At 65.5% G+C, this 25,372-nt stretch carries 17 protein-coding genes and 2 pseudogenes; 14 read left to right on the top strand and 5 right to left on the bottom strand.

Going from position 1 to position 25,372, the window contains the following annotated elements:
* Positions 1–146: 146 nt before the first annotated feature.
* The 3 genes and pseudogenes from tnpB to ABWY06_RS06000 all read left to right on the top strand — a co-directional run.
* A pseudogene (gene tnpB / locus ABWY06_RS06010) lies at positions 147–368 on the top strand (IS66 family insertion sequence element accessory protein TnpB); the annotation flags it as partial.
* Between the two features lie 18 nt (positions 369–386).
* Positions 387–1,949: pseudogene (gene tnpC / locus ABWY06_RS06005) on the top strand (IS66 family transposase).
* A 543-nt stretch (positions 1,950–2,492) separates the two neighbouring features.
* Positions 2,493–2,711, top strand: a complete 219-nt coding sequence (locus ABWY06_RS06000; RefSeq protein ID WP_353924651.1) for a hypothetical protein — start codon at positions 2,493–2,495, stop codon at positions 2,709–2,711.
* A gap of 41 nt (positions 2,712–2,752) precedes the next feature.
* Here ABWY06_RS06000 and ABWY06_RS05995 read toward each other — a convergent pair whose 3' ends face one another.
* From ABWY06_RS05995 to ABWY06_RS05985, 3 genes are all read right to left on the bottom strand, one after another.
* Positions 2,753–4,012: an HD-GYP domain-containing protein gene (locus tag ABWY06_RS05995; RefSeq protein WP_353924650.1), complete on the bottom strand. Its 1,260-nt coding sequence runs from the start codon at positions 4,010–4,012 to the stop codon at positions 2,753–2,755.
* 108 nt (positions 4,013–4,120) lie between these two features.
* Complete coding sequence (gene msrA / locus ABWY06_RS05990) at positions 4,121–4,768, bottom strand: peptide-methionine (S)-S-oxide reductase MsrA (RefSeq protein ID WP_353924649.1); 648 nt, start codon at positions 4,766–4,768, stop codon at positions 4,121–4,123.
* Positions 4,769–4,932: 164 nt separating this feature from the next.
* Complete coding sequence (locus ABWY06_RS05985; protein ID WP_353924648.1) at positions 4,933–7,626, bottom strand: putative bifunctional diguanylate cyclase/phosphodiesterase; 2,694 nt, start codon at positions 7,624–7,626, stop codon at positions 4,933–4,935.
* A 77-nt stretch (positions 7,627–7,703) separates the two neighbouring features.
* Here ABWY06_RS05985 and ABWY06_RS05980 point away from each other — a divergent pair, with 77 nt between their 5' ends.
* Both ABWY06_RS05980 and ABWY06_RS05975 read left to right on the top strand, forming a co-directional pair.
* Positions 7,704–8,234, top strand: a complete 531-nt coding sequence (locus ABWY06_RS05980) for a hypothetical protein (protein ID WP_353924647.1) — start codon at positions 7,704–7,706, stop codon at positions 8,232–8,234.
* A gap of 134 nt (positions 8,235–8,368) precedes the next feature.
* Complete coding sequence (locus ABWY06_RS05975; protein ID WP_353924646.1) at positions 8,369–9,229, top strand: HDOD domain-containing protein; 861 nt, start codon at positions 8,369–8,371, stop codon at positions 9,227–9,229.
* An 85-nt stretch (positions 9,230–9,314) separates the two neighbouring features.
* Here the strand turns inward: ABWY06_RS05975 and aceF are convergent, their stop codons facing one another.
* Together aceF and aceE are read right to left on the bottom strand one after the other, a co-directional pair.
* Entirely contained in the window at positions 9,315–10,955 is a 1,641-nt protein-coding gene (gene aceF / locus ABWY06_RS05970; RefSeq protein ID WP_353924645.1) for a dihydrolipoyllysine-residue acetyltransferase, read from the bottom strand.
* Between the two features lie 11 nt (positions 10,956–10,966).
* Positions 10,967–13,612 carry a pyruvate dehydrogenase (acetyl-transferring), homodimeric type gene (aceE, locus tag ABWY06_RS05965; RefSeq protein WP_353924644.1) on the bottom strand — a complete coding sequence of 882 codons (2,646 nt, stop codon included), beginning with the start codon at positions 13,610–13,612 and terminating at the stop codon, positions 10,967–10,969.
* A gap of 235 nt (positions 13,613–13,847) precedes the next feature.
* On the opposite strand from aceE, the gene glnE reads away from it, so the two are divergent.
* From glnE to ABWY06_RS05920, 9 genes are all read left to right on the top strand, one after another.
* Positions 13,848–16,793 (top strand): bifunctional [glutamate--ammonia ligase]-adenylyl-L-tyrosine phosphorylase/[glutamate--ammonia-ligase] adenylyltransferase, encoded by a 2,946-nt coding sequence (glnE, locus tag ABWY06_RS05960; protein WP_353924643.1) that lies wholly within the window; start codon positions 13,848–13,850, stop codon positions 16,791–16,793.
* 94 nt (positions 16,794–16,887) lie between these two features.
* Positions 16,888–17,811, top strand: coding sequence for a branched-chain amino acid transaminase (locus ABWY06_RS05955; protein ID WP_353924642.1), 924 nt, complete (start codon positions 16,888–16,890; stop codon positions 17,809–17,811).
* Between the two features lie 83 nt (positions 17,812–17,894).
* Positions 17,895–18,932 carry a lipopolysaccharide heptosyltransferase II gene (waaF, locus tag ABWY06_RS05950; protein WP_353924641.1) on the top strand — a complete coding sequence of 346 codons (1,038 nt, stop codon included), beginning with the start codon at positions 17,895–17,897 and terminating at the stop codon, positions 18,930–18,932.
* The gene (gene waaC, locus ABWY06_RS05945) at positions 18,929–19,930 is read left to right on the top strand and encodes a lipopolysaccharide heptosyltransferase I (RefSeq protein ID WP_353924640.1); all 1,002 of its coding nucleotides are present in this window, start codon (positions 18,929–18,931) and stop codon (positions 19,928–19,930) included. The genes waaF and waaC overlap by 4 nt, the downstream gene beginning before the upstream one ends.
* Before the next feature lie 121 nt (positions 19,931–20,051).
* Positions 20,052–21,173, top strand: a complete 1,122-nt coding sequence (locus tag ABWY06_RS05940; RefSeq protein ID WP_353924639.1) for a glycosyltransferase family 4 protein — start codon at positions 20,052–20,054, stop codon at positions 21,171–21,173.
* A 397-nt stretch (positions 21,174–21,570) separates the two neighbouring features.
* Entirely contained in the window at positions 21,571–22,377 is an 807-nt protein-coding gene (rfaP, locus tag ABWY06_RS05935) for a lipopolysaccharide core heptose(I) kinase RfaP (protein ID WP_353924638.1), read from the top strand.
* On the top strand, positions 22,377–23,111 hold the full coding sequence (locus ABWY06_RS05930; protein ID WP_353924637.1) for a lipopolysaccharide kinase InaA family protein: 735 nt from the start codon (positions 22,377–22,379) through the stop codon (positions 23,109–23,111). Before rfaP ends, ABWY06_RS05930 begins: the two co-directional genes overlap by 1 nt.
* Positions 23,108–23,854: a lipopolysaccharide kinase InaA family protein gene (locus ABWY06_RS05925; RefSeq protein WP_353924636.1), complete on the top strand. Its 747-nt coding sequence runs from the start codon at positions 23,108–23,110 to the stop codon at positions 23,852–23,854. The genes ABWY06_RS05930 and ABWY06_RS05925 overlap by 4 nt, the downstream gene beginning before the upstream one ends.
* Complete coding sequence (locus tag ABWY06_RS05920) at positions 23,851–25,320, top strand: lipopolysaccharide kinase InaA family protein (protein ID WP_353924635.1); 1,470 nt, start codon at positions 23,851–23,853, stop codon at positions 25,318–25,320. The genes ABWY06_RS05925 and ABWY06_RS05920 overlap by 4 nt, the downstream gene beginning before the upstream one ends.
* The last annotated feature ends 52 nt before the right edge of the window (positions 25,321–25,372 follow it).

Raw genomic sequence — 25,372 nt, 5'->3', positions numbered from 1 at the left:
CGGTCTGCATGGGGATCACGGGAGCTTGGTGTGTTTGGCGACAACCAAGGTGCTCGCCCATGCAGACGTCTTCAAGCCCAAGCGTTTGAGCGGTCGCGAGTTTTTGTGGGGATCACTCAGACTCCGACCCCTTTCGCTCGTTCGTCTTCCTCAACCGCGCCCGCAACCGGGTGAAAATCTTGTATTGGGAGCGCAACGGTTTTTGCTTGTGGCTCAAGCGCCTGGACGCCGAGCGCTTCAAGACGGCGCCAGAGGATCAAGAGGATGCGATCGTGCTGACGGTTCAAGAACTGAACTGGCTGTTGGACGGTTTCGACCTCTGGCGCAACCGCCCGCACCAGGTGTTGAGTCCGCGCTTCGTGGCCTGATTCGGTATAATCCACGGCATGATTGCCGTGCCCGATCCCCTTCCTGACGACCCGATTCTGCTCAAGCAGTTGCTGCTGGCGGCGAGCGCGCAGATGTCGGAAAAGGACAAGGCACTCACGGCCAAGGACGGGCAAATCGAGTCGCTGCGCGAACAAAACGCGCTGTTGCTGCAGCGCCTGTTCGGCCGTAAATCCGAGCAGGGCAGCGATCCGGACTCGCCACAACTGGCGATGTTTAACGAAGCGGAAAGCCTGGCCGAAGCGGCGCCGGAAGTCGCGACCGATGAGGCTGAAGAGGTCGTTGCGCCCACCCCGCGTCGTGGCAAGCGCCGGCCGCTGCCGGCCGAACTGCCGCGCATTGAGGTTCTTCACGAGCTGCCCGAGCATGAGCTGACCTGTGCCTGCGGGTGCCGCAAACACGTCATCGGCGAGGACACCAGCGAGCAGCTGGAGATCGTGCCGATGCAGATCCGGGTGATCCGCCATATCCGTAAAACCTACGGCTGCCGGGGCTGCGAAGCCGCGCCGGTGACCGCCGACAAGCCGGCGCAACTGATCTAGAAAAGCCTGGCCAGTCCCAGCCTGCTGGCCACGCTGCTGACCGCCAAATACGTCGACGGTCTCCCGCTGCACCGCTTCGAACAGGTGCTCAGCCGTCACGGCCTCGCGCTGTCCCGCCAGACGCTGGCGCGCTGGGTGATCCAGTGCGGCGAGCAGCTGCAACCGCTGCTCAACCTGCTGCGCGACCGGTTGCTCGACAGCCGCGTGATCCACTGCGACGAAACCCGTGTCCAGGTCCTGAAAGAACCGGACCGAGACCCCAGCAGCCCGTCCTGGATGTGGGTGCAAACGGGGGGGCCGCCGGATAAGCCGGTGATCCTCTTCGACTATGCATCCAGTCGCGCGCAGGCCGTGCCGTTGCACCTGCTCGAGGGTTACCGCGGCTACCTGATGACCGACGACTATGCCAGTTACAGCGCCGTGGCCGCGCAGGACGGTGTCGAACGCCTGGCCTGCTGGGCCCATGCACGGCGTAAATTCATCGACGCGCAAAAGGTGCAGCCCAAGGGCAAAACCGGGCGTGCCGACATCGCCCTGGGCCTGATCAACAAGCTCTACGGCATCGAGCGCGAGCTCAAGGCGGCCAGCGACGACGTCCGGCAGGCCGGGCGACAACAGCACAGCGTGCGGCTGCTGACGCAGCTGCGCGCCTGGCTGGAGAAAACCCAGCCCCAGGTCACTGCGCACAATGCCCTGGGCAAGGCGCTGGGCTACCTGGCCAGCAACTGGAGCCGCCTGGAACGTTACGTCGAAGCCGGCTTTTTACCCATCGACAACAACGCCGTCGAACGTGCGATCCGGCCCTTCGTTATCGGCCGCAAGAACTGGCTGTTCAGCGACACGCCTCGGGGCGCCACCGCCAGCGCCCAGCTCTACAGCCTGGTGGAAACCGCCAAGGCCAACGGCCAGGAGCCCTACGCCTACCTGCGCCACGTCCTCAAACGCCTGCCTCAGGCCAGCAGCGTAGAGGACTACGACGCGCTGCTGCCGTGGAACTGCACGCCAACCCTGCCTCGCTAAACGAAACACCCAGTGGTTAATAGGTGGTGTTCGTGGATCGCGTACATGTATTCAATAAGACTTATGAGAGTCGGCATAGATTTTCCTATCCAGAGAAAATGGGTGCGGTTAGATATATGAGAGATTTAGAAGAGGCTTTTCGGTGTGGCACAATTGATTGGGAGAGCTTGTTGTGATAACAGAAAGTGACGCAAAAGAGTTAGCAATAACTGAGCTGGAGAAACGAGGTTATGAATTTGTAAAGAGCTCCGTCGACGCATTTTACAGGGATCGAAAATTATCCGTAGGCATAGAGAAAAAAGGGTGGGTTGTTAGTTTTCTATTAAAGGGGGCTGAAACAATGGATCCAAATATGGTCTTTGTTCATGTTTCAGATCCTGACGGGAAAATATATATTCCTCCTGTCATGTAGCAAAAGGGGTCGTAGTCATTTAATCGGTCATTTAATCGGGGCGGTGCGCCGGGCAGCAGCACCTCTAGCTACAGCGACGGTGGTGAGCTGCTGCAGGTGGTGGGCACGGGGGGCTGTAATTTGTCCGCCAGTTGGGGGCCAACCGCGAGGGCCAGCTGACCACTCGCCGCGAGGCCAATGGCACGGCGCAGAACCACGTCTACTACCGCGGTGCGGAGTTGGCCAGCGTGGGCAGCGTGATACCGGCGAAGATCAGCGACACCTTCGACCCGATTTCCGCCGACACTCCCGGGCGCACCCCCACCAGCTATGTGGTGCAGGCCGGCGACACCCTGGAAAGCGTGGCGTAACCCGCCAAAACGGTGGCACACATGCGTTTGGTGAAAATACTCTAACGCCCTGTGCGCCGCGGATCGACGTAGTAGGACAACTGCTGGCGGGGATTGAGGTAGTCGCGTTCCTCTGGAGGCAGTTGCGCCGGGCGCAAGCTGCGGGCGATGGCCAGAGTCGGCTCCTGCTCGAGGTCGAGGATCAGCGCTTCTTCCTTGGGCACCTGGGCGTCGTAGAGCATCAGGGTGGGTTTTGTCGGCAGGGTCGGGTGCATGGCCAGCACCAGGGCATAACGCTGGTCTTCCAGTTGCACCAGGCTGCCGGGCGGGTAGATGCCCATGCAGCGGATAAAGGCCTTGAGCGCCACCTCGTCGAAGAGCGAGCGCTGCTGGGCGAACATCCGCGACAGGGCTTCGTGGGGGCTGAGGCCGTCACGGGGGTTGAGCGGGTTGCACAGGTTGTCGAAATGGTTGGTGATGCTGACCACCCGGCTCAGGCGACCGATCGCCGCCTCGTGCAGCTGCCGTGGATAGCCGCTGCCGTCGCAGTACTCGTGGTGCTCGTAGATGATCCGCAGCACCTCGTCATCGAACATCAGCTGCTGGCCCAGGCGCTGGCCGAACACCGTGTGCAGTTGCAGCAGCTTTTGCTCGGGACCGGTCAGCGGTGGTGGCTTGAGCAGCACCTTGCTGGGGATCTCCAGCTTGCCGAGGTCGTGCAGCAACGCGCCCAGGCCCAGGCTGTGACAGGCCTCGCTGTCGTAGCCGAGCTGGCGGCCGAGCATCAACGACAGCACGGTGACGTTCAGCGGGTGGTAGTAGGCGTTGTCCGACGCCTTGCCATTGATGCTGTGCAGCACCGCGCCGTCTTCGCCAAGGACGCTGTCGACCAGCTCGCTGACCACGGCACCGGCCTGCTTGAGCAACTCCTCCGGCTGCTGGCGCAGGGTCTGGTTGAGGGCCTTGGCGCGTTGGCTGGTCTCGACGAACTTGCGGTCGACCTCGGCCACTCGCTTGCGCAGCACCCGCAATTTCTCCGCGCGTTTGAGCGCCTTGAGTTGCTCGGGGCTGGGCGTGGGCGGCTCGCTCGGCGGCGCGCTGTCCTTAGGTTCCTGGCTCAGCGCCAGGGGTTCGCAGTCGCTGCGCGCCGGATCGTAGCGCAGCCGTTGCAGGCCCAGCTCACGCAGCGCCTTGATCTGCGCCGCGTCCTTGATCTTGAAGTTGCCGAAGGCAAAGGAGTGTTCCCACCAGCCCAGCTCGAGCTGGATATAGAGGCCGACGCAGAGCTGCTCGGGGCTGATATAACTGGGCGTTTCGGGCATGCCGGGCTCGTGGGTGCAGGGATATGAAGGGCAGTTTAGCTGGGGTGATGGCCAAGGGACCCTGTGGCTGGCGCGATGCGCGCGCCGGCCACCCGTGACTCACCGACCTCAGGCCGGCAGGCAGACCCCGGTGCCGCCCAGGCCACAGTAGCCGCCTGGATTCTTCGCCAGGTATTGCTGGTGGTAGGCCTCGGCGTAATAGAAGGCAGGCGCCTCGGCGATCTCGGTGGTGATGGCGGCAAACCCGGACTTGTCCAGCTCGGCCTGGAACTGCATGGCGCTGGCCTGTGCCGTGGCCAGTTGCTCGGCCGAGGTGCAGTACAGGGCCGAGCGGTACTGGCTGCCCTGGTCGTTGCCCTGGCGCATGCCCTGGGTCGGGTTATGGGACTCCCAGAAGACCTTGAGCAGCGCGGCATAACTGGTCAGCGCCGGATCGAACACCACCAGCACCACTTCGGTGTGGCCGGTCAGGCCGGAGCAGGTTTCTTCATAGGTGGGGTTGGGGGTCAGGCCGCCGGCATAGCCCACCGCGGTGGACCATACACCCGGCTGTTGCCAGAAGCGCCGCTCGGCACCCCAGAAACACCCCAGGCCGAACACCGCCTGCTCCAGGCCGGCGGGAAAAGGCCCCTGCAGGGCATGGCCGTTGACGAAATGTTCGCTCGGCACCGGCATGGGCGTATCACGCCCCGGCAGGGCCTGGGCCGCGGTGGGCAGTTCGGCTTTGTTGACGAGGATTTCGGAGCGCAGGGTCATGGGGATCTCCTGAAGCGGGAAGTCGGGCATATGGGATATGGACGTGCGAATGGCCCAGAGGTTACACCCGATTCGGCGCTACTGGTACGGCTGGAATGGCCTGGGGGCAGTCGGGTGGGGGGCAGCGCTGTGAGTCACGAAGGTGCTGGGCCCCGTTCACGCGTTCAGTCCGTCGGACGAGCGGGATAGCGGCGCAGGCGGGCAATCAGTTCCTGGCCGGCGATAGGGCGATCGAACAGATAGCCTTGGCCCACGTCGCAGTGCTGGCGGCGTAAAAAGGCCAGTTGCGCCGCGGTCTCGATGCCTTCGGCCACCACCTTGAGCTTGAGCTTGTGGGCCATGGCGATCACCGCTGCGGTGATTTCCATATCGTCCTGGTCGTCGGGGATATCCTTGATAAAACTGCGGTCGATCTTGATCACGTCGATGGGGAATTTCTTCAGGTAGCTGAGTGACGAGTAGCCGGTGCCGAAGTCATCCATGGCCAGGGTCAGGCCCAGGCTTTTCAAGCGGCTGAGTTGATGCCGGGTGTCCTCGGTAGCTTCCAGCAGCAGGCTCTCGGTCAGCTCCAGCTCCAGCAGCCCGGGCGGTAACTGCTCTTCATGGAGGATGGCGGCGATCGAGCCCACCAGGTCCGGGTCGGCGAATTGCTTGGGCGAGAGGTTGATCGCCACTTGTTGCGGGCCCAGGCCCAGGCTCTGCAGTTGCCGATTGAGGCGGCAAGCCTGGCGGGCTACCCATTTGCCAATGGGGATGATCAGTCCGGTTTCCTCGGCGACCGCAATAAACTGGTCGGGGCGGATCATGCCTTTTTCCGGGTGGTTCCAGCGCAGCAAGGCCTCGGCGCCCAGCAGTCGTCCGCTGCGCAGGCAAAGCTTGGGCTGGTAGTAGACCTCCAGCTCGTCCTGGGCCAAGGCCCGGCGCAGGTTGTTCTCGACGAACAGCTTGTAGCTGGCTTCGGCGGTCAGCGCCTCGGTGAATACCTGCACCTGGTGTTTGCCGTTGGCCTTGGCCTTGTGCAGGGCCAGGCCCGCGTGCTTCATCAGGGTCTGCGGTTCCTGGCCGTGCAGGGGCGAGCAGGCCAGCCCGACCGAGCCGGTGACGCTGATCAGCTGGTTGTCGACGAACAGCGGTTTATCCAGGGTGCGCAGCACCTGCTCGGCGATGCCCTGTGCGGCTTCCAGGTCGGTGTTGTCCAGCAACACGGCGAATTCATTGCTGGCAAAGCGTGCCAGCACACCGCCAGGGCGCAGGCTGTTGCGCAGCCGGCGGGACAGGCACATCAGCAGCTTGTCGCCGGTCTGGTGGCCGAGGCTGTCATTGATCCGCTTGAAATTGTCGATATCCACCAGCAACAACCCCAGCGGGCTGACGCTGTCACGGGCGAAGCGTTCCTCCAGGCTGCGGATAAAGGCATAGCGGTTGCCCAGCCCGGTGAGGTTGTCGCTGTACGCCAGTTTCTCGATGCGTTGCTGCGCCTTCTTGCTTGCGGTGATGTCCTCGTAGATGCCGATGTAGTGGGTCAGCTCGCCATCCTCGCCGTGCACTTTGGAGATCGACAGCTGGCCCCAGTAGGGCTCCAGGCTCTTGCGCCGGCTCTTGAACTCACCTTGCCAACTGTTGTGCTCCACCAGGCTGGAGTGGGCGTCGAACAGTAACTGGCTGAGGTTCTCCAGGGCCGGCAGCTCCGACAGGTGGCGGCCTTGGACCTCGTCGGCGCTGTACAGGGTGATCGCGGTGAAGCTCGGGTTGACGTACTCGACCCGACCGTCGCGGTCGACCAGCAGAAAGGCACTGGCGCTTTGTTCGACCGCCCGCTGGAACAGGTGCAGGGCGCTGGTGGCGCTGCGGCGTTGCTGGTTGACCAGTACCTGGGCGAACTGGTCGGCCAGCTCCCCGGCAAAGGCGATCTCGTCGCTGTGCCACACCCGGGGCGCGCCAATATGTTCGAGGCAAAGCACGCCAATGACTTCGCCGCCGACGCGGATGCTGGCGTCGAGCATGCCGGTGATGCCCATGGGTTGCAGGTAATCGCTGGTCAGCTCGCGGGTGCGGGGGTCGAGTTGCGCGTCATGGGCGTCGATGGCCCGGCCGCTGTGCAGCGCTTCCTGATACTGCGGGAAGCGGCTGACGTCGATAGCCTCGGGGCACTCATGGCAGCTCAGGTCGCAGCGGTACAGCGCCACCGGTTGCAACTGTTGATCGCGGAGGTACCAGATGCCGGCCCGGGCCACCTGATAGGTGTCGCAGGCCGCCAGGGTGATCAGTTCGGCGGCCTCCTGCAGCGGGTCGCTGCTGGTATAACGATGGCGGGCCAAGCGCACGATCAGGCTTTGCTGGGCGCGTGAGCGGATCAGGTGTTGCAGGTAGTCGGCCTGGGAGTGCTGGTAAAGCTCCAGCGAGGTCTTGAGCTGCGCATTCTGCGCATGCACGGCCGCGGTCGCCTGGCTGTCTGGCTGAGGGGTGTCGAGCACCAGCAGGTAACCGCGCAACAGCGGCCGGCCGTGTTGCTTGAAGGCCTCGCCCGTTTCCAGCAGGCTCAGCGGGCCGTGCGGCGTGTGCAGGGTATAGCGCACCTGGTAGTGCGCGCCGCCGTCGCCAAGCTGTTGCTGGATCGCGTCGTGCAGCGGGTAGCGTGTCGCCGGTTCCATCAGGCTGGCATAGGGCGTGCCGATCAGGGCGCACAGCTCGCTGGCCGGCAAGCCGAACTGCTGTTCGCAGCCGGGGTCGAGAAAGAGTAATGCCCAGCTGGCCTCGTTCAGGCGTTCGTAGCGCAACATGCCGAGCCGGGATGGCACTGGCAACTGCGTCACAACCTCGGCCGCCGGACGGCTGGCAGCATCGGGATAGCTTTTCATCGGGCGGCTCGCTTCCAGTATGCTGACCGGGTTAGGGCGTCGGCCCTCTTCACTATGGCATTAGGCAAGGGTGCATCATGCGGCTGAGACTGACAAGACAACTGAGTGCGGCAGTGCTGTTTGGCGCCTTGACCGCCGCGATGCCGGCCCTGGCGGCGGAAACGCCCGCGGGTTTGGACGGCCAGGAACAGGGCCGTTATCTGGCCGAGCTGAAAAGCCTGTACCTGACCGCGAACGAGCGCCAGGCACTGCTCGCCCATTGCAACGACCTGCTCAAGACTTACGCCTTGAAGGCTGGCTACCAGGTCGGTCAGCCCCAGCGCCAGGACCGCACTTACCAGCTGGCCCTGGGTGAGCCAGGCGAGTTGCTGGTGCGCGAGGAGCTGCGTGCGGAGCAGGGTAACGAGCGCAAGGTCAGCAACCAACGGCTTTCGGTATTCGGCCTAGACCCCTTTATCCGTTACGAGTGCCCGCCCGTTGGTAACAGCTGCGTGCTGCATAACCCTGCCGACGGTAGCCCCTGGGTGAGCATACTGCGCGACCACAAGGGCGCGGCGGAACTGGCCAAGGCCATGTCCTTTCTGATTCGCAACCTGCAAAAAAACTGAGCGACCACAGTTGTCCGTGCCTTGAGCCCTCGCCCGATGACCGTCGGGCGGCTGGCTCGAAATTGTCGCCGGTACGGCGATGGCAATACGCTATCTTTGCCTGAAGTGGCGTATGGCTGAGCTGGGAGGTGACTGTGGGCGCGTTGCAATCGGATTATTCGCTGTACCGGCGGGTGGTGTCGCAGTTGATGTGCGGCGAGGAGCAGCTGCCCAGCCTGCCGATGCTGACCCTGGATATCCGTCGCGCGCTGTCGGCTGACGAAGTGAACCTGGCCCGCCTGGCGACCTTGATCGGCAAGGATCCGGCGCTCAGTGCCCTGCTGATGAAAACCGCCTCCAGCTCCTTTTTGCGCACCAATCGGCGCCCGCCTAAGACCCTGCTCGACGTCTTGCGCGTACTGGGCCTGGCCCAGGTCGACCGGGTCACCATGATTCACAGCATCAAGAGCTTGTTCACCTTGCACAGCCCGGCGCACAAAAAGCTCTTTATGCAGGCCTGGGAGCGACTGATCCTCAAGGCCAGTTTGTGCGCGTTCCTGGCGCGCCTGGTCGGGCATACCCAGCCGGAGCACGCGCTGCTTGCCAGCCTGCTCAGCGAAGTGGGCACCCTGGCGGTGCTGTCGGCGTTCAAGGACGAGCCGGTGATCCCTTCCCTGGCGGCCTACCACAGCCTGTGCCGCGAATACGGCAGCTCGCTGGGTATCATCCTGCTGAAGAAATGGGCGGTGGACGAGGAGTACGTCAACGTCATTCGCGATGCCGGCAACTGGACCCTGGTCAATGGCCGCGCCATCGAGCTGACCGACCTGGTCAACCTGAGCCTGTACCATGCGATCAAGCGGCTGGAGCCGGAAACTGAACTGCCGCCGCTGCGGACCCTGTCGGCCTACCGCAAGCTGCTGCCACCGCTGGACTTTATCGGCGACAATGGCGAGTTGACCTTGATTGGCAGCCACCGCGAGGAAATCCGCGCGATCGCCGACAACCTGCGCTGAGGTCGTCCGCCCGCGTTCCTGGCGTTGACTTGCTGATAAAAAAACCCGCCAGAAGGCGGGTTTTTTTATCAGCGAAACGCCGTCCTTACAGCAGCAGCGTGCGGATATCCCCCAGTACGTCGCTCAGGCGCTTGGTGAAGCGCGCCGCGGCGGCACCGTTGATCACCCGGTGGTCGTAGGACAGCGACAGCGGCAGCATCAGCTTGGGCTGGAACGCCTTGCCGTCCCAGACCGGCTGGATGGTCGCTTTCGACACGCCGAGAATCGCCACTTCCGGAGCATTGACGATCGGCGTGAAGCCAGTGCCACCGATATGCCCCAGGCTGGAAATGGTGAAGCAGGCGCCCTGCATGGCATCTGCGGAGAGTTTCTTGGTACGGGCTTTTTCCGCCAGTTCGGCCGCTTCGGCCGCCAGTTGCAGCAGGCTTTTCTGGTCGACGTTCTTGATCACCGGCACCAGCAGGCCGTCCGGGGTATCGACGGCGAAGCCGATATTGACGTACTTCTTGCGGATGATCGCCTTGCCCGAGGGCGCCAGCGAGCTGTTGAAGTCCGGCAGTTCCTGCAGCAGAAAGGCGCAGGCCTTGAGCAGCAGCGGCAGCACGGTCAGCTTGACCCCGGCTTTTTCGGCCACGGCCTTCTGGGCGATGCGGAAGGCTTCCAGCTCGGTAATGTCGGCGCTGTCGAACTGGGTCACGTGGGGCACGTTGAGCCAGCTGCGGTGCAGGTTGGCGGCACCGACCTGCATCAGGCGAGTCATCGGCACTTCTTCGATTTCACCGAAACGGCTGAAGTCGACTTCCGGCACTGGGGGAATGCCGGCACCGCCGCTGGCGCCGCCGGCCGGGGCCGCCTTGGCTTTCTGCAGCATGGCTTGAACGTAAACCTGCACGTCTTCCTTGAGGATGCGCCCCTTGGGGCCGCTGCCGGCCAGGGCCTGCAGTTCGACGCCGAACTCCCGGGCCAGCAGGCGCACGGCCGGGCCAGCATGGACCTTGGCGCCGTCCTTGGCCGGCGCTGCGGGTTCAGCCGCGACCGGGGCGGCGGCTGCCGGTTTCGGCGGCGTTGCGCTGCTTGATGCGGCGGCGGTCGGGGCTGCGGCGGCCGCAGTTGGCGCTGCGACCGGGGCCGGCGCGGCGCCGGTGACCCGCAGGGTCAGGATCGGATCGCCGGTGCCCACCTCGTCGTCCAGCTTGACGCTCAGGCTTTCCACCACGCCGGCGGCCGGCGAAGGGATTTCCATGCTGGCCTTGTCCGACTCCAGCACCAGCAGCGACTGGTCGGCTTCGACCCGGTCGCCGACCTTGACCAGCAGCTCGATGATCTTGGCCTTGCCCGCGGAGCCGATATCCGGGACTTTGATGTCCTGCAGGGTTTCGCTGGCCGCCGCCGCGGGGGCGGCAGCAACGGACGCGGTTACGGTTTCCGGGGCTGGCTCGGCTTGGGCCGCCGGTGCTTGAGCGGCCTCGGCGGCGGCCGGCGCGGCGCCATCGCCCTCGACTTCCAGCTCGAGCAACTCGTCGCCTTCCTTCAGGCGGTCACCCAGTTTCACTTTCAGGCTCTTGATCACCCCGGCCTTGGGCGCGGGGATCTCCATGCTGGCCTTGTCCGACTCCAGGGTCAGCAGGCTTTGGTCGGCTTCGATGCGATCGCCGACCTTGACCATCAGTTCGATGACCTCGCCCTCGCCGCTGCCGATATCGGGTACGCGAATCAATTCACTCACAATGCGTCTCCTCAGCAGTCCAGTGGGTTGAGTTTTTCCGGGTTGATACCGAACTTGGCGATGGCCTCGGCCACCACCTTGGGTTCGATATCGCCGCGGTCGGCCAGGGCTTCGAGCGCCGCGAGGACAACGAAGTGACGGTCGACCTCGAAGAAGTGGCGCAGCTTCTTGCGGCTGTCGCTGCGGCCGAAACCGTCGGTGCCCAGCACCTTGTATTCCTTGACCGGCACCCATTGGCGGATCTGGTCGGCGAACAGCTTCATGTAGTCGGTGGAGGCGATAACCGGGCCCTTGCGGCCACCCAGGCACTCCTCGACGTAGCTGCGCTTGGGCTTCTGGCCCGGGTGCAGGCGGTTGCTGCGCTCCACGGCCAGGCCGTCGCGACGCAGTTCGTTGAAGCTGGTGACGCTCCAGACGTCGGCGCCGACGCCGAAGTCCTCGCGCAGGATCTTCGCCGCTTCGCGGACTTCGCGCAGGATGGTGCCCGAGCCGAGCAGCTGCACGTGGTGGGCGGCGTCCTTCTTGTCTTCCTCGAGCAGGTACATGCCCTTGATGATGCCCGTCTCGACACCGGCCGGCATCGCCGGCTGGGTGTAGGCCTCGTTCATCACGGTGATGTAGTAGAAGACGTTCTGCTGCTCTTCGGTCATCTGGCGCATGCCCTCGCGGATGATCACCGCCAGCTCATAGCCATAGGTCGGGTCGAAGGTGCGGCAGTTGGGGATGGTCGAGGCGAGGATATGGCTGTGGCCGTCCTCGTGCTGCAGGCCTTCGCCGTTGAGCGTGGTGCGTCCGGCAGTACCGCCGATCAGGAAGCCGCGGGTGCGGCTGTCGCCGGCGGCCCAGGCCAGGTCGCCGATGCGCTGGAAGCCGAACATCGAGTAGAAAATGTAGAACGGCAGCATCGGCTGGTTGTGGCTGCTGTAGGACGTACCGGCGGCGATAAACGACGACATGGCGCCGGCCTCGTTGATGCCTTCCTCGAGGATCTGGCCCTTCTTGTCCTCGCGGTAGAACATCACCTGGTCCTTGTCCACCGGGTCGTAGAGCTGGCCGACCGAGGAGTAGATGCCCAGCTGGCGGAACATGCCTTCCATGCCGAAGGTACGGGCTTCGTCCGGGATGATCGGCACGATACGCGGGCCGATGTCCTTCTCCTTGACCAACTGCGAGAGGATCCGCACGAAGGCCATGGTGGTGGAAATCTCGCGGTCGCCCGAGCCGTCGAGGATGGCCTTGAGGGTCTCCAGCGGCGGGGTCGGGATGCTGAAGCTGTTGGCGCGGCGCTGCGGCACGAAACCGCCCAGGGCTTCGCGTTTCTTCAGCAGGTACTTGCCTTCGGCGCTGTCGGCCTCGGGCTTGAAGAACGGCAGGTTCTCCAACTGGTCGTCCTTGACCGGAATGTCGAAGCGGTCGCGGAATTTCTTCAGGCTGTCGACATCGACCTTCTTGGTGTTGTGCGCGGTGTTCTTCGCTTCGCCGGCGCCGGTGCCATAGCCCTTGATGGTCTTGGCCAGGACCACGGTCGGCTGGTCCTTGTGGTTGACGGCCTGGTGGTAGGCGGCATAGACCTTGTAGGGGTCATGGCCACCCCGGTTGAGCTTCCAGATCTCCTCGTCGGACAGGTCGGCGACCATGGCCTTGAGTTCCGGGCTGTTGAAGAAGTGTTCGCGGACGAACGCGCCGTCCTTGGCCTTGTAGTTCTGGTACTCGCCGTCGATGACTTCGTCCATGCGGCGTTGCAGGATGCCGTCGGTGTCCTTGGCCAGCAGCGGGTCCCAGAAACGGCCCCAGACCACTTTGTTGACGTTCCAGCCGGCGCCGCGGAAGACGCCTTCCAGTTCCTGGATGATCTTGCCGTTACCGCGCACCGGGCCGTCCAGGCGCTGCAGGTTGCAGTTGACGACGAAGATCAGGTTATCGAGTTTCTCGCGTCCGGCCAGGGCGATGGCGCCCAGGGATTCCGGCTCGTCGGTCTCGCCGTCGCCGAGGAAGCACCAGACCTTCTGTTTGCCTTCCGGGATAAACCCGCGGTGCTCCAGGTACTTCATAAAGCGCGCCTGGTAGATCGCCTGGATCGGCCCCAGGCCCATGGAGACGGTGGGGAACTGCCAGAAGTCCGGCATCAGCCAGGGGTGCGGGTAGGACGACAGGCCCTTGCCGTCGACTTCCTGGCGGAAGTTGTTCAGCTGCTCTTCGCTGATCCGTCCTTCCATAAAGGCGCGGGCGTAGACGCCTGGCGAGGCATGGCCCTGGAAGTAGATCAGGTCGCCGCCGTGGGCGTCGGTCGGGGCCTGGAAAAAGTAGTTGAAGCCAATGTCGTAGAGCGTCGCCGAGGAGGCGAAGCTGGAAATATGACCGCCCAGGTCGGGGTCTTGCAGGTTGGTGCGCATGACCATGGCCAAGGCGTTCCAACGCACCAGGGAGCGAATGCGGCGTTCCATAAACAGGTCGCCAGGCATGCGTGCTTCGTGGGTGACCGGAATGGTGTTGCGATACGGCGTGGTGATCGCATAGGGCAGCTGCGCACCACTGCGGGTGGCCAGCTCGCCCATGCGGGTCATCAGGTAATGAGCGCGGTCTTCGCCTTCACGGTCGAGGACAGACTCGAGGGCGTCCAGCCATTCCTGGGTTTCGACGGGATCGAGGTCTTGCATGGCTTGCTCCAGGGCGGAAAGGCTTCCAGAATCGGTCGCCAGGGAATCGTTGCCGACGTTGTACGTGGGCAGCGTAAATTCTTGGATTCACCGGGGGTGGCACCGGCCTTGTGTAGTTTTACTACAAATCGACGATGGATTCAGCACCCTCGACACATTCTCTAGTAGTAAAACTACAGCGCGCGACCGCCGGCTTTTGTCCCGGCGGCTCAGTGCGCCGTTCACAGGATAGATCATGAGCCTGCCGCCGCTTGTCACCCTGCCGGTTGTTCTGGCCAGTTTCGCCGAGCGTGCCGGCGTGCCGTTCCAAGCTGCCGTAGCCACCCTCGCGGGCGATGCCCCGGCCCGGCTGCAGGCGTGGCCGGCCGAGCGCCAGGCCGCCTTCGAGCGGGTCTGCGCGGCCAGTGATTTCGTCGCCGAGCAGGGGCTGCGCGATCCGGCGATGCTGCTGGAGCTGGCTGATTCGGGTCGACTGGAGGCGTCGTTGCCGGCGGGCACCCTGCAGGCCGAACTGGCCGCGTTGCTGCTCGAGTGCGCCGACGAGGCGCAACTGGGCACCCTGTTGCGGCGTTGGCGCAACCGCCAGCAGCTGCGCATCATCTGGCGCGACGTGACGCGTCAAGCCGACCTGGCAGAGACCTGCCGCGATCTTTCCGACCTGGCGGACGCCTGTATCGACCAGGCCTATGCCTGGCTCTACCCGCGCCATTGCGGCCAGTTCGGCACGCCGATCGGCCGCCGCACCGGCGAGGTCCAGCACATGGTGGTGCTGGGCATGGGCAAGCTGGGGGCCGGCGAGCTGAACCTGTCCTCGGACATCGACCTGATCTTCGCCTACCCCGAGGGCGGCGACACCCAGGGGGTCAAGCGCCCGTTGGATAACCAGGAATTTTTCATTCGCCTGGGCCAGCGGCTGATCAAGGCGCTGGATGCCATCACCGTCGACGGCTTCGTATTTCGCGTGGACATGCGCTTGCGCCCCTATGGCTCGGCGGGCGCGTTGGTGTTCAGCTTCAACGCCCTGGAGCAGTACTACCAGGACCAGGGGCGCGATTGGGAACGCTACGCCATGATCAAGGCGCGGGTGGTGGCCGGCGATCAGGCCGCGGGCGCGCAACTGCTGGAGCTGTTGCGGCCGTTCGTCTACCGGCGTTACCTGGATTTTTCCGCCATCGAGGCGTTGCGCGCGATGAAACTGCTGATCCAGCAGGAGGTGCGGCGCAAAGGCATGGCGGAAAACATCAAGCTCGGTGCCGGCGGTATTCGTGAGGTGGAATTTATCGCCCAGGCTTTCCAGCTGATCCATGGCGGCCGTGACCTGAGCCTGCAACAGCGGCCGTTGCTCAAGGTGCTCACCACCCTCGAGGGCCAGGGTTACCTGCCACCCGCAGTGGTTGCCGAGTTGCGCGACGGCTACGCCTTTCTGCGCTACACCGAACACGCCCTGCAGGCCATCGACGACCGTCAGACGCAAATGTTGCCCGACGGCGAGGAGGACCGCGCGCGGGTGGCCTTTATGCTCGGCTTCGAAAGCTGGCCGGCTTTTCATGAGCGCCTGATGGCCTGGCGTGGTCGTATCGACTGGCATTTTCGCCAGGTGATCGCCGATCCCGACGAGGAGGAGGGTGTACTCCCCGAACTGTGCCCCAGCGCCGAGTGGTTGCCGTTGTGGGAGGCCTCGCTGGACGAGGAGGCGGGCTGCCGGCAGTTGAGCGAGGCCGGTTTTGCCCGGCCCGAGGCGGCCTGGCAGCGATTGGCCGGGCTGCGCAATGGCAATCAGGTGCGGGCCATGCAGCGCCTCGGGCGCGAGCGCCTGGATGCCTTTATCCCGCGACTGCTGGCCCAGGCGGTCGAGCGCGATGATCCGGACCTGGTGCTGGAGCGCGTGTTGCCCTTGGTGGAGGCGGTGGCGCGGCGCTCCGCGTATCTGGTGTTGCTGAGTGAAAACCCCTCGGCGTTGCAGCGCCTGCTGACGCTGTTCGTCGCCAGCCCCTGGGTCGCCGAACAGATCACCCGTTTTCCGCTGTTGCTCGACGAATTGCTCAACGAAGGGCGGCTATTCAGCCCACCCAAGGCGCCTGAGCTGGCCGCCGAGTTGCGTGAGCGGCTGATGCGCATTCCGACGGACGACCTCGAGCAGCAAATGGAGGCGCTACGGCATTTCAAGCTGGCCCATGGGTTGCGGGTGGCGGCGTCGGAAATCGCGGGTAGCCTGCCGCTGATGAAGGTCAGCGACTACCTGACCTGGCTGGCCGAGGCGATTCTCGAACAGGTCCTGGCCCTGGCTTGGCAGCAGACCGTGGCGCGCAGCGGTACGCCGCGGCGGGCCGACGGCAGCCTGTGCGACCCCGATTTCATCGTGGTCGGTTATGGCAAGGTCGGCGGCCTGGAGCTGGGGCCTGGCTCGGACCTGGACCTGGTGTTTATCCACGACGGCGACCCGCAGGCCGAAACCGACGGCGCCAAGCCCATCGATGGTGCGCAGTTCTTCACCCGCCTGGGGCAGCGGATCATTCACCTGCTGACCGCCCAGACCCCGTCCGGCCAGCTGTACGACGTCGATATGCGCCTGCGTCCCTCCGGTGCCTCGGGGCTGCTGGTCAGCTCGCTCGGGGCCTTTCAGCGCTATCAGGAGAGCGAGGCCTGGACCTGGGAGCACCAGGCCCTGGTGCGCGCCCGGGTGCTGGTCGGCTGCCCGCGGGTGCAGGCCGCGTTCGAGCAGGTGCGCGCCCAGGTGCTCGGGCGGGCGCGGGAGGTCCAGCAGCTGCGTACCGAGGTCAGCGACATGCGCGCGAAGATGCGCGACAACCTGGGGAGCCGCGCCACGCTGGCCGGCACCGCGGCGAACGCCTTCGAGGCGGGGCAGCCGTTCGACCTCAAGCAGGACGCCGGAGGTATCGTCGATATCGAATTTATGGTGCAATACGCGGCCCTGGCGTGGTCGCACGAGCATCCGTCGCTGCTCCAGTACACCGATAATATCCGCATTCTGGAAGGCCTCGAACGCGTCGGGCTGATGTCCGCCGCCGAGGCCAGCCTGTTGCAGGAGGCCTACAAGGCCTACCGCGCCGCCGCCCACCGTCTGGCCTTGCAGAAGCAACCGGGTATCGTCGGTGCCGAGCAGTTCCAGACCGAGCGCCGCGAGGTGCGGCGAATCTGGGCCGAGCTGGGATTGAGTTGAGAAAGACGCGAGTCGGCGCACCTGCGGGTGTGCCTCCACTGCCCGGGCCGAGCGCCCAGTGGGCGCCGTGCACAACTGGTTAAGGAGCTGAACGATGTCGATGGCCGATCGTGATGGGGTGATTTGGTATGACGGCAAGCTGGTGCCTTGGCGCGACGCCACCACCCATGTGCTGACCCACACCCTGCACTACGGAATGGGCGTGTTCGAAGGCGTGCGTGCCTATGAGACGCCCCAGGGCACCGCGATCTTCCGTCTGCAGGCGCACACCGACCGGCTGTTCGATTCGGCCCATATCATGGGCATGAAGATTCCGTTCAGCAAAGACGAGATCAACGAAGCAACCCGTATCGCGGTGCGCGAGAACAACCTCGACAGCGCCTATATCCGCCCCATGGTGTTCTATGGCTCCGAAGCCATGGGCCTGCGCGCCACCGGCTTGAAGGTGCACGTGATAGTCGGCGCCTGGAGCTGGGGCGCCTATATGGGCGAAGAGGCCCTGAAGAGCGGGATCAAGGTGCGCACCAGTTCCTTTACCCGCCACCACGTGAACATCTCCATGACCCGGGCCAAGGCCAACGGCAACTACATCAACTCGATGCTGGCGTTGCAGGAAGCCATCGCCGGCGGTGCCGACGAGGCCATGTTGCTGGACACCGAGGGCTATGTGGCCGAGGGCTCGGGCGAGAATATTTTCCTGGTCAAGAACGGTGTGCTCTACACCCCGGAAGTGACCTCCTGCCTGAACGGCATCACCCGCCACACGGTGCTGAGCCTGGCTCGCGAGCTGGGCATCGAGGTGATCGAAAAACGCATCACCCGCGACGAGGTGTATATCGCCGACGAGGCGTTTTTCACCGGCACCGCCGCCGAAGTCACGCCGATCCGCGACGTCGACGGTCGCCAGATCGGCGCCGGCAGCCGTGGGCCGGTGACCGAAAAGCTGCAGACCGCCTACTTCGATCTGGTTACCGGAAAGACCTCGGCACGTGCCGAGTGGCGTACATTGGTTAAATAAGCGGCACGCCACACACGGCAGGCTGCAAGCGCTTCGAGCGGCTTTGGCTGGTCGTGTTGGGCTTGCGGCCTGAGGCTGCTCTGATGAACATATTGATCGTGGGGCCCAGTTGGGTCGGCGACATGGTGATGGCCCAGACCCTGTTTCAGTGTCTGAAACAACGCCATCCCGCCTGTTCGATCGACGTGCTGGCGCCCGAGTGGAGCCGGCCGATCCTCGAGCGCATGCCCGAGGTGCGGGCGGCGTTGAGTTTTCCCCTGGGACACGGGGTGCTTGATCTCAGTGGTCGCCGGCGGATCGGACGCTCCCTGCTCGGCCGCTACGATCAGGCGATCCTGCTGCCCAATTCGCTGAAGTCGGCCCTGGTGCCAATGTTCGCGCGCATCCCGCAGCGTACCGGCTGGCGCGGCGAGTTGCGCTACGGCTTGCTCAACGATATCCGCGTGCTGGACAAGGCCCGTTACCCACTGATGATCGAGCGTTTTATGGCGCTGGCCTTCGAGCCCGGCGCCACCCTGCCTCAGCCTTATCCACGTCCGCATTTGCAGATCGACCCGGCCAGCCAGGCCAGCGCGCTGGCGCGCTTCGGTTTGAGCCTGGACCGACCGGTGCTGGCCCTGTGTCCGGGCGCCGAGTTCGGCGAAGCCAAGCGCTGGCCCAGCGAGCATTACGCCAAGGTGGCCGAGGCGAAGATCCGCGCCGGCTGGCAGGTCTGGCTGTTCGGCTCGAAGAACGACCACGGGGTTGGCGAGGAGATTCGCTTGCGGCTGATCCCCGGCTTGCGCGAGGAAGTGGCCAACCTGGCCGGGCAGACCAGCCTGGCCGAGGCCATCGACCTGCTGGCTGCCGCCCGCGCGGTGGTCGCAAACGATTCCGGGCTGATGCATGTGGCCGCGGCGCTGGAGCGGCCGCTGGTGGCGGTCTATGGCTCGACCTCGCCGCAGTTCACCCCACCGTTGGCCGAGCAGGTCGAGATCGTGCGCCTGGGCCTGGACTGCAGCCCCTGCTTCGACCGTACCTGCCGCTTCGGTCATTACAACTGCTTGCGCGAGTTGCCGCCGGTGGCCGTGCTCGATGCGCTGCAGCGCCTGGTGGGTGATCCGCTCGAGGTCGGCGCATGAGGGTCTTGCTGGTCAAGACCTCCTCGCTGGGCGATGTGATCCACAGCCTGCCGGCGCTCACCGATGCGAGTCGGGCGATCCCCGGTATCCGTTTCGACTGGGTGGTGGAAGAGGGCTTCGCCGAGATCCCGGCCTGGCACCCGGCGGTGGCCCAGGTGATCCCGGTGGCGATTCGCCGCTGGCGCAAGCACCTGTGGCAGACCTTTCGCTCGGGTGAGTGGCGCCGTTGCAAACAGCGCCTCGGCGACAGCCCCTACGACCTGGTGATAGACGCCCAGGGCCTGCTGAAAAGCGCCTGGCTGACCCGTTACGTCAAGGCGCCGGTGGCCGGTTTCGATTCCGCCTCGGCGCGCGAGCCGCTGGCGTGCCGGTTCTATGACCACACGTACGGGGTCCCTCGCCAGCAGCACGCCCTGGAGCGTACCCGCCAATTGTTCGCCCAGGCCCTGGGTTATCCGTTGCCCGTCGGCCTGGGCGACTACGGCCTGGACCGTCGGCAATTGGCCGACGCCCATCCGACGCCCTATCTGGTGTTTCTGCATGGCACCACCTGGGCCAGCAAGCACTGGCCCGAACCCTACTGGCGGCAGCTGGCGGAACGCCTGGATGGCCTGGGCTGGGCGATCCGCCTGCCCTGGGGCAATGCCCTGGAAAAAGCCCGCGCCGAGCGCCTGGTGGCCGGGTTGCGGCATGCCGCGGTGCTGCCGCGGCTAAACCTGGCCGGGGTGGCCAAGGTGATCGCCGGGGCCCGGGCCTGTGTCGCGGTGGACACCGGGCTGGGTCACCTGGCCGCCGCCCTGGATGTGCCGACGCTGTCACTGTACGGCCCGACGCTGCCGGGGCGGGTCGGCGCCTACGGGCGCGGCCAGGTGCACCTGTGCGCCAGCGGCCCGCACGCCGGGCTCGGCGATCGCGAGCGGCCCTGTTTCGACGACCTGCTGCCCGACACGGTGGCGAGCGCGCTGGACCGGCTGTTGCAGACCGAGGTGAACGCATGAGCGGCGCGGTACCCTTCGGTCACAGGGACATCCGGCCTTGCGCGGTCAGCCCCTGGGGCGGGCGCGGTGCACGCTTCGCGCCGCGCCTGATCGCGCCCTCTTTCAGCAAGGTGCTCGTGTGATGCAACTGGCCTTTATTTTGTACAAGTATTTCCCCTTCGGCGGCCTGCAGCGCGACTTTATGCGCATTGCCCTGGAGTGCCAGGCCCGTGGTCACCAGGTGCGGGTCTACACACCGATCTGGGAGGGCGAGGTGCCGGCCGGTTTCGAGGTGGTGGTGGTGCCGGTCAAGGCGCTGTTCAACCATAGGCGCAACGAAAAACTCACCGCCTGGGTGCAGGCCGACCTGGCCCGACGTCCGGTCGATCGGGTGGTGGGTTTCAACAAGATGCCGGGGCTGGACGTCTACTACGCCGCCGACGGTTGTTTTGAGGACAAGGCGCAGACCCTGCGCAATGGCCTGTACCGGCGCTGGGGCCGCTACCGGCATTTTGCCGACTACGAGCGGGCGGTGTTCGCCCCCGAATCGCGCACCGAGATCCTGATGATTTCCGAGGTGCAGCAGCCGCTGTTCGTCAAACATTACGGCACCCCCGCCGAACGCTTCCACCTGCTGCCGCCGGGTATCGCCGCCGACCGCCGGGCGCCGGCCGATGCGCCACTTGTTCGCGCCGGCTTGCGCCAGGAATTCGGCCTGGACGACGATCAGCTGCTGTTGGTGCAGATCGGCTCGGGGTTCAAGACCAAGGGCCTGGACCGCAGCCTGCGGGCCATGGCCGCGTTGCCGCCGGCGTTGAAAAAACGCACCCGACTGATCGTCATCGGTCAGGACGAACCGCGGCCCTTCCTGTTGCAGGTCAAGGCCCTGGGCCTGTCCGAGCAGGTGCAGATCCTCAAGGGGCGCAGCGATATTCCGCGTTTTCTGCTCGGTGCCGATCTGTTGATTCATCCGGCCTACAACGAAAACACCGGTACCGTCTTGCTCGAGGCGCTGGTCGCCGGCTTGCCGGTGCTGGTCACCGCGGTGTGCGGCTATGCCCACTATATCGCCGAAGCCGACGCCGGTCGGGTACTGCCCGCGCCCTTCGAACAGGAGGCCTTGAACCGCCACTTGGCCGAGATGCTCGAGGATGCCGCATCCCGCCAACGCTGGGCCCGCAATGGCCTGGCCTTCGCCGACCGCGCCGACCTCTATTCGATGCCGCAGCGGGCGGCGGATGTGATTGTGCGGGAGGGGGCGTGACAGTGGCCATTTATGCCTGCGGCGCTAACGGACCGCGGCTCCAGCACAGAGCTTTCGCCTGGTCAGGCGAGTCACTTTCTCTTTGCTTGTGCAAAGAGAAAGTAACCCAAGAGAAAGCACAGCCTGCATCCGGCCCCGCCTGCGGCGGGGTTCCCTCGCGCCGGCGACGTTCCGCGGGCCCGCGGCGAAGGGCCGTCCCTGGCCCATCGCCGCTCTCGCGGCATCCTTGCCGCTCGACCCCCTCCACGACGCTGGCGCTCGGCCTCCTGGAAGGGAATGGGCGTCATCGCTGGCGCCGCGCGTCCAGCCCTGGGGCACGTTGTGGCGGACAACTCCAGACTCCGGTTCGCGCCTGCGACCCCGACCGCTTTCTATCCTATTTCAGTTGCGAGGCCGCATGATTCCGATACTCGCCGAACCCTTCAGGAGCCTGTGGGCCGGGGCCGATCCCTTTGTCGAGGTCGAGCGGTTGCAGGGGCAGGTGTACCGGGAGTTGGAGGGGCGCCGCACGCTGCGTACCGAAGTGGCGGGGCGCGGCTACTTCGTCAAGATTCACCGTGGCATCGGCTGGGGCGAGATCGCCAAGAACCTGCTGACCGTCAAGCTGCCGGTGCTGGGCGCCGCGCAGGAGTGGCAGGCCCTGGAACGCCTGCACGCGGCGGGGGTGCCGACCATGACCGCGGTGGCCTTCGGCGCGCGCGGCAGCAACCCGGCCCAGCAGCATTCCTTCATTATCACCGAGGAGCTGGCACCCACCGTCAGCCTGGAAGATTTCAGCCTGGACTGGCGTCAGCAGCCCCCCGCGCCGGCACTCAAGCGGGCGCTGATCGCCGAGGTGGCGCGCATGACGGGCACCATGCACCGCGCCGGGGTCAACCACCGCGACTGCTATATCTGCCATTTCCTGCTGCACACCGACCGCCCGGTGACGCCGGGTGATCTGCGCCTGTCGTTGATCGACCTGCACCGCGCCCAGACCCGCCCGCGCATCAGCCGGCGCTGGCGTGACAAGGACCTGGCGGCGCTGTATTTCTCGGCCCTGGATATCGGCCTGACCCGACGCGACGAGTTGCGGTTTCTGCGCGGGTATTTCCAGCAGCCGCTGCGCCAGTTGCTGCGTGACGAGGCGGCGCTGCTGGCCTGGCTGCAGGCCAAGGCGGCCAAGCTCTACGCGCGCAAGCAGCGTTACGGGGATGCGCTCTGATGGCCGGCTGGTACCTGGATCCCGCCTATGACGCCCTGGCCGCCGATTTCGGCAGCCTGGACGCGGTGTTCGCCCTGCAGGGCGAGCGGCTGACCAAGGACCCGCTGTCGGAGGTGGTCCGGGTCGAGCGCGATGGCGTGCGCTATTACGTCAAACGTTATGTCGGTGCCGGCAAGGGCCTGCGCCGCCTGGTCGGTCGGCCACGGGTCAAGGCCGAGTGGCAGAACCTCAAGAGCTTCGCCAAATGGGGCGTCCCCACCGCACCGCTGGTGGCCTGGGGCCTGGAACGGCGCACCGGCACCTTTGTCCGCGGCGCCTTGATCACCCGGGAGCTGGAGGGGACGCTGGACCTGGCCCTGCTGGCGGAGCGCGGGGATCCACGCCTGGCCGACCGGGCCTGGGTGGATAAGGTCAGCCGCCAGCTGGCGTGGGCCACGCGAACCCTGCACGATCAGCATTTCACCCACAACGACCTCAAGTGGCGCAACCTGCTGGTCGACCAGGCCGGGCGGCTATTCCTGATCGATTGCCCGACGGGCGCGTTCTGGAAAGGCCCCTTGTTGCGCTACCGCATGATCAAGGACCTGGCATGCCTGGACAAACTGGCCAAACGTCACCTGTCCAACAGCCAGCGCCTGCGTTTCTACCTGCAGTACCGCGGCCATGCGCGTCTGGCGCCGGCGGACAAACGCTGGATCCGCCAAGTGCTGGGCTTTTTCGAGGGGCGCGAATGAAGGACTTTATCGCCGCGGGCGACCGCGCGCTGCTGGAGCGTCACGGCCTGGCCGATTTCGATGCCCTCTGGGCGCTGCAACTGGTGGCGGTGGACGCACCCAATACCGGGCGGGGCGGCTGGAGCAGCGTCTATCGGCTGGAGTTGGAGGAGGCCTGTTATTACCTCAAACGCCAGAGCAATTACCTGACCCGCAGCCTGCGCCGGCCCTGTGGCGAACCGACCTTCGCCCGCGAGCTGCGCACCATTCGCCAGTACCAGCGATTGGGAATTCCCGCCCTGCAGGCGGCGTTTTTTGCTCAGCGGCAGATCGACGGCGAACCCTGCGCGGTGCTGCTGACCCGGGCCCTGGATGATTGGCAGGACCTGGACACGCTGCTGGAAGGCTGGGCCGAGCGGCCGCCGGGCCAGCGCCAGGCCATAGTGCGCGCCTGTGGCGAGCTGGCGCGCACGCTGCACGGTGCCGGGCAGCTGCATGGCTGTTTCTACCCCAAGCATATTTTCCTGCGTGAGCAGGACGAGCGCTGGCGGGCCTGCCTGATCGACCTGGAGAAGACCCGGCCGCTGCGCCTGGGGCGCTACGACCGGATCAAGGACCTGGAGCCGCTGCTGCGGCGGGCCAGCGCCTGGAGTGATGACGAGGTGCAGCTGTTGCTGGCCACCTACCTGGGCGACGCCGAGGACCTGCAGGCCTGGTTGCGACGCTTGTCCAGGCGTCGTCAGGCCAAGGCGGTGCGCCGATGAGGCTCGCCGAACTGAGTCAGGCCGGGCGCCAGCCCGACCTGCCGTTGACGGTCGAGCTGCCCGGGGCGGCAGGTGCCCTGCAGTTCGAGCGTTGGCTGCGGGTGTTGCCCGGTCAGCGCTACGTCGGCCTGGCGCGTTGGCAGGGGCGGGCGGTGCTGGCCAAGCTGCTGGTGGGGGCCAAGGCGGCCCGTCACTTCGGCCGTGAACACCTGGGGGCGCGACTGCTGGCCGAGCAAGGCCTGCCGACCCCGGCGCTGCTGGAGGCCGGGCAGGCCCCCGGGCAGGGCGCCTGGTTGCTGTTCGAATTTCTCGACGACGCCCACAGCCTGGCACAGGCCTGGCAGGCCGTGGCCACGGCCGTGCCGCTCAGCGAGCCCCAGGGCGCAGTCCTGGGCGAGGCCCTGGCGATGATCGCCGGGCTGCACGCCCGTGGGCTGTGGCAGGCCGACCTGCACCTGGACAACCTGCTGCGTCATCAGGGCCGCTTGGTATTGGTCGATGGCGGCGGGGTGCGCGCCGAGGTGCCGGGCCAGCCACTGTCGCTGCCGCGGGTACTGGAGAACCTGGGCGTCTTTTTCGCCCAACTGCCGGTGGAACTGGAACCCTTTATCGAAGAGCTGCTGGTGCACTACCTGTTGGTCAACGGCGCGCATGGCCTGCCGCTGGAGGCCCTGCTGCAGGCCGTGGCCAAGGTCCGTCGCTGGCGCCTGGGCGATTACCTGCGCAAGGTCGGGCGAGACTGCAGCCTGTTCAGCGCGCGGATCGGTGCCTTTGGTTTGCGGGTGGTCTGCCGGGACGTCGAGGCGACCCTGCGGCCGCTGCTGGCCGACCTCGATCGCGCCACCGACCAGGGCCACCTGTACAAGACCGGTGGCGCCGCCAGCGTCGCCCGGGTCGAGCTTGGCGGCTGGCCGCTGGTGGTCAAGCGCTACAACATCAAGGGTCTCGGCCATTGGCTCAAGCGTTTCTGGCGGCCCAGTCGGGCCTGGCACAGTTGGCGCGAAGGCCATCGCCTGCAGCTGCTGGGCATCGCCACACCCCGTCCGTTGGCCGTTCTGGAGCGGCGCTGGTGCGGATTGCGCGGTCGTGCCTACCTGATTACCGAATATGCCGCCGGGCACGATATAATCGAACACTTTGCGCCTTATGTGGACGGTACGCCGCCCGAGGGCGACCTGCTGGCGCTGGATGCACTGTTTGCCGCGCTGCGCCGCGAGCGCATCAGCCATGGGGATTTCAAGGGGTATAACCTGCTCTGGCAGAGCGAGGGCGAGAACGGGCGTTGGGCCCTGATCGACCTCGATGCCATGCGCCAGCACACCGGCGAGCGTGGCTTTGCCCGTGCCTACGCGCGGGATCGGGCGCGCTTTTTGCGCAACTGGCCGACCACGTCGGCCCTGCACCGTCTGCTCGACCAGCGTCTGCCGTCCGCCGCCCCCGGGGCCGGTACCGCGACCCAGGCGTGAGCGACACGAATTCTGCGTTTACCTGCAGCCCGACGCACGGGGCTGCTCTTGA

The organism is Pseudomonas sp., from assembly GCF_040514055.1.
Lineage (GTDB): Bacteria > Pseudomonadota > Gammaproteobacteria > Pseudomonadales > Pseudomonadaceae > Aquipseudomonas.
The sequence above is the reverse complement of the archived record's forward strand: the minus strand, read 5'-3'. Positions and strand labels throughout refer to the sequence as shown.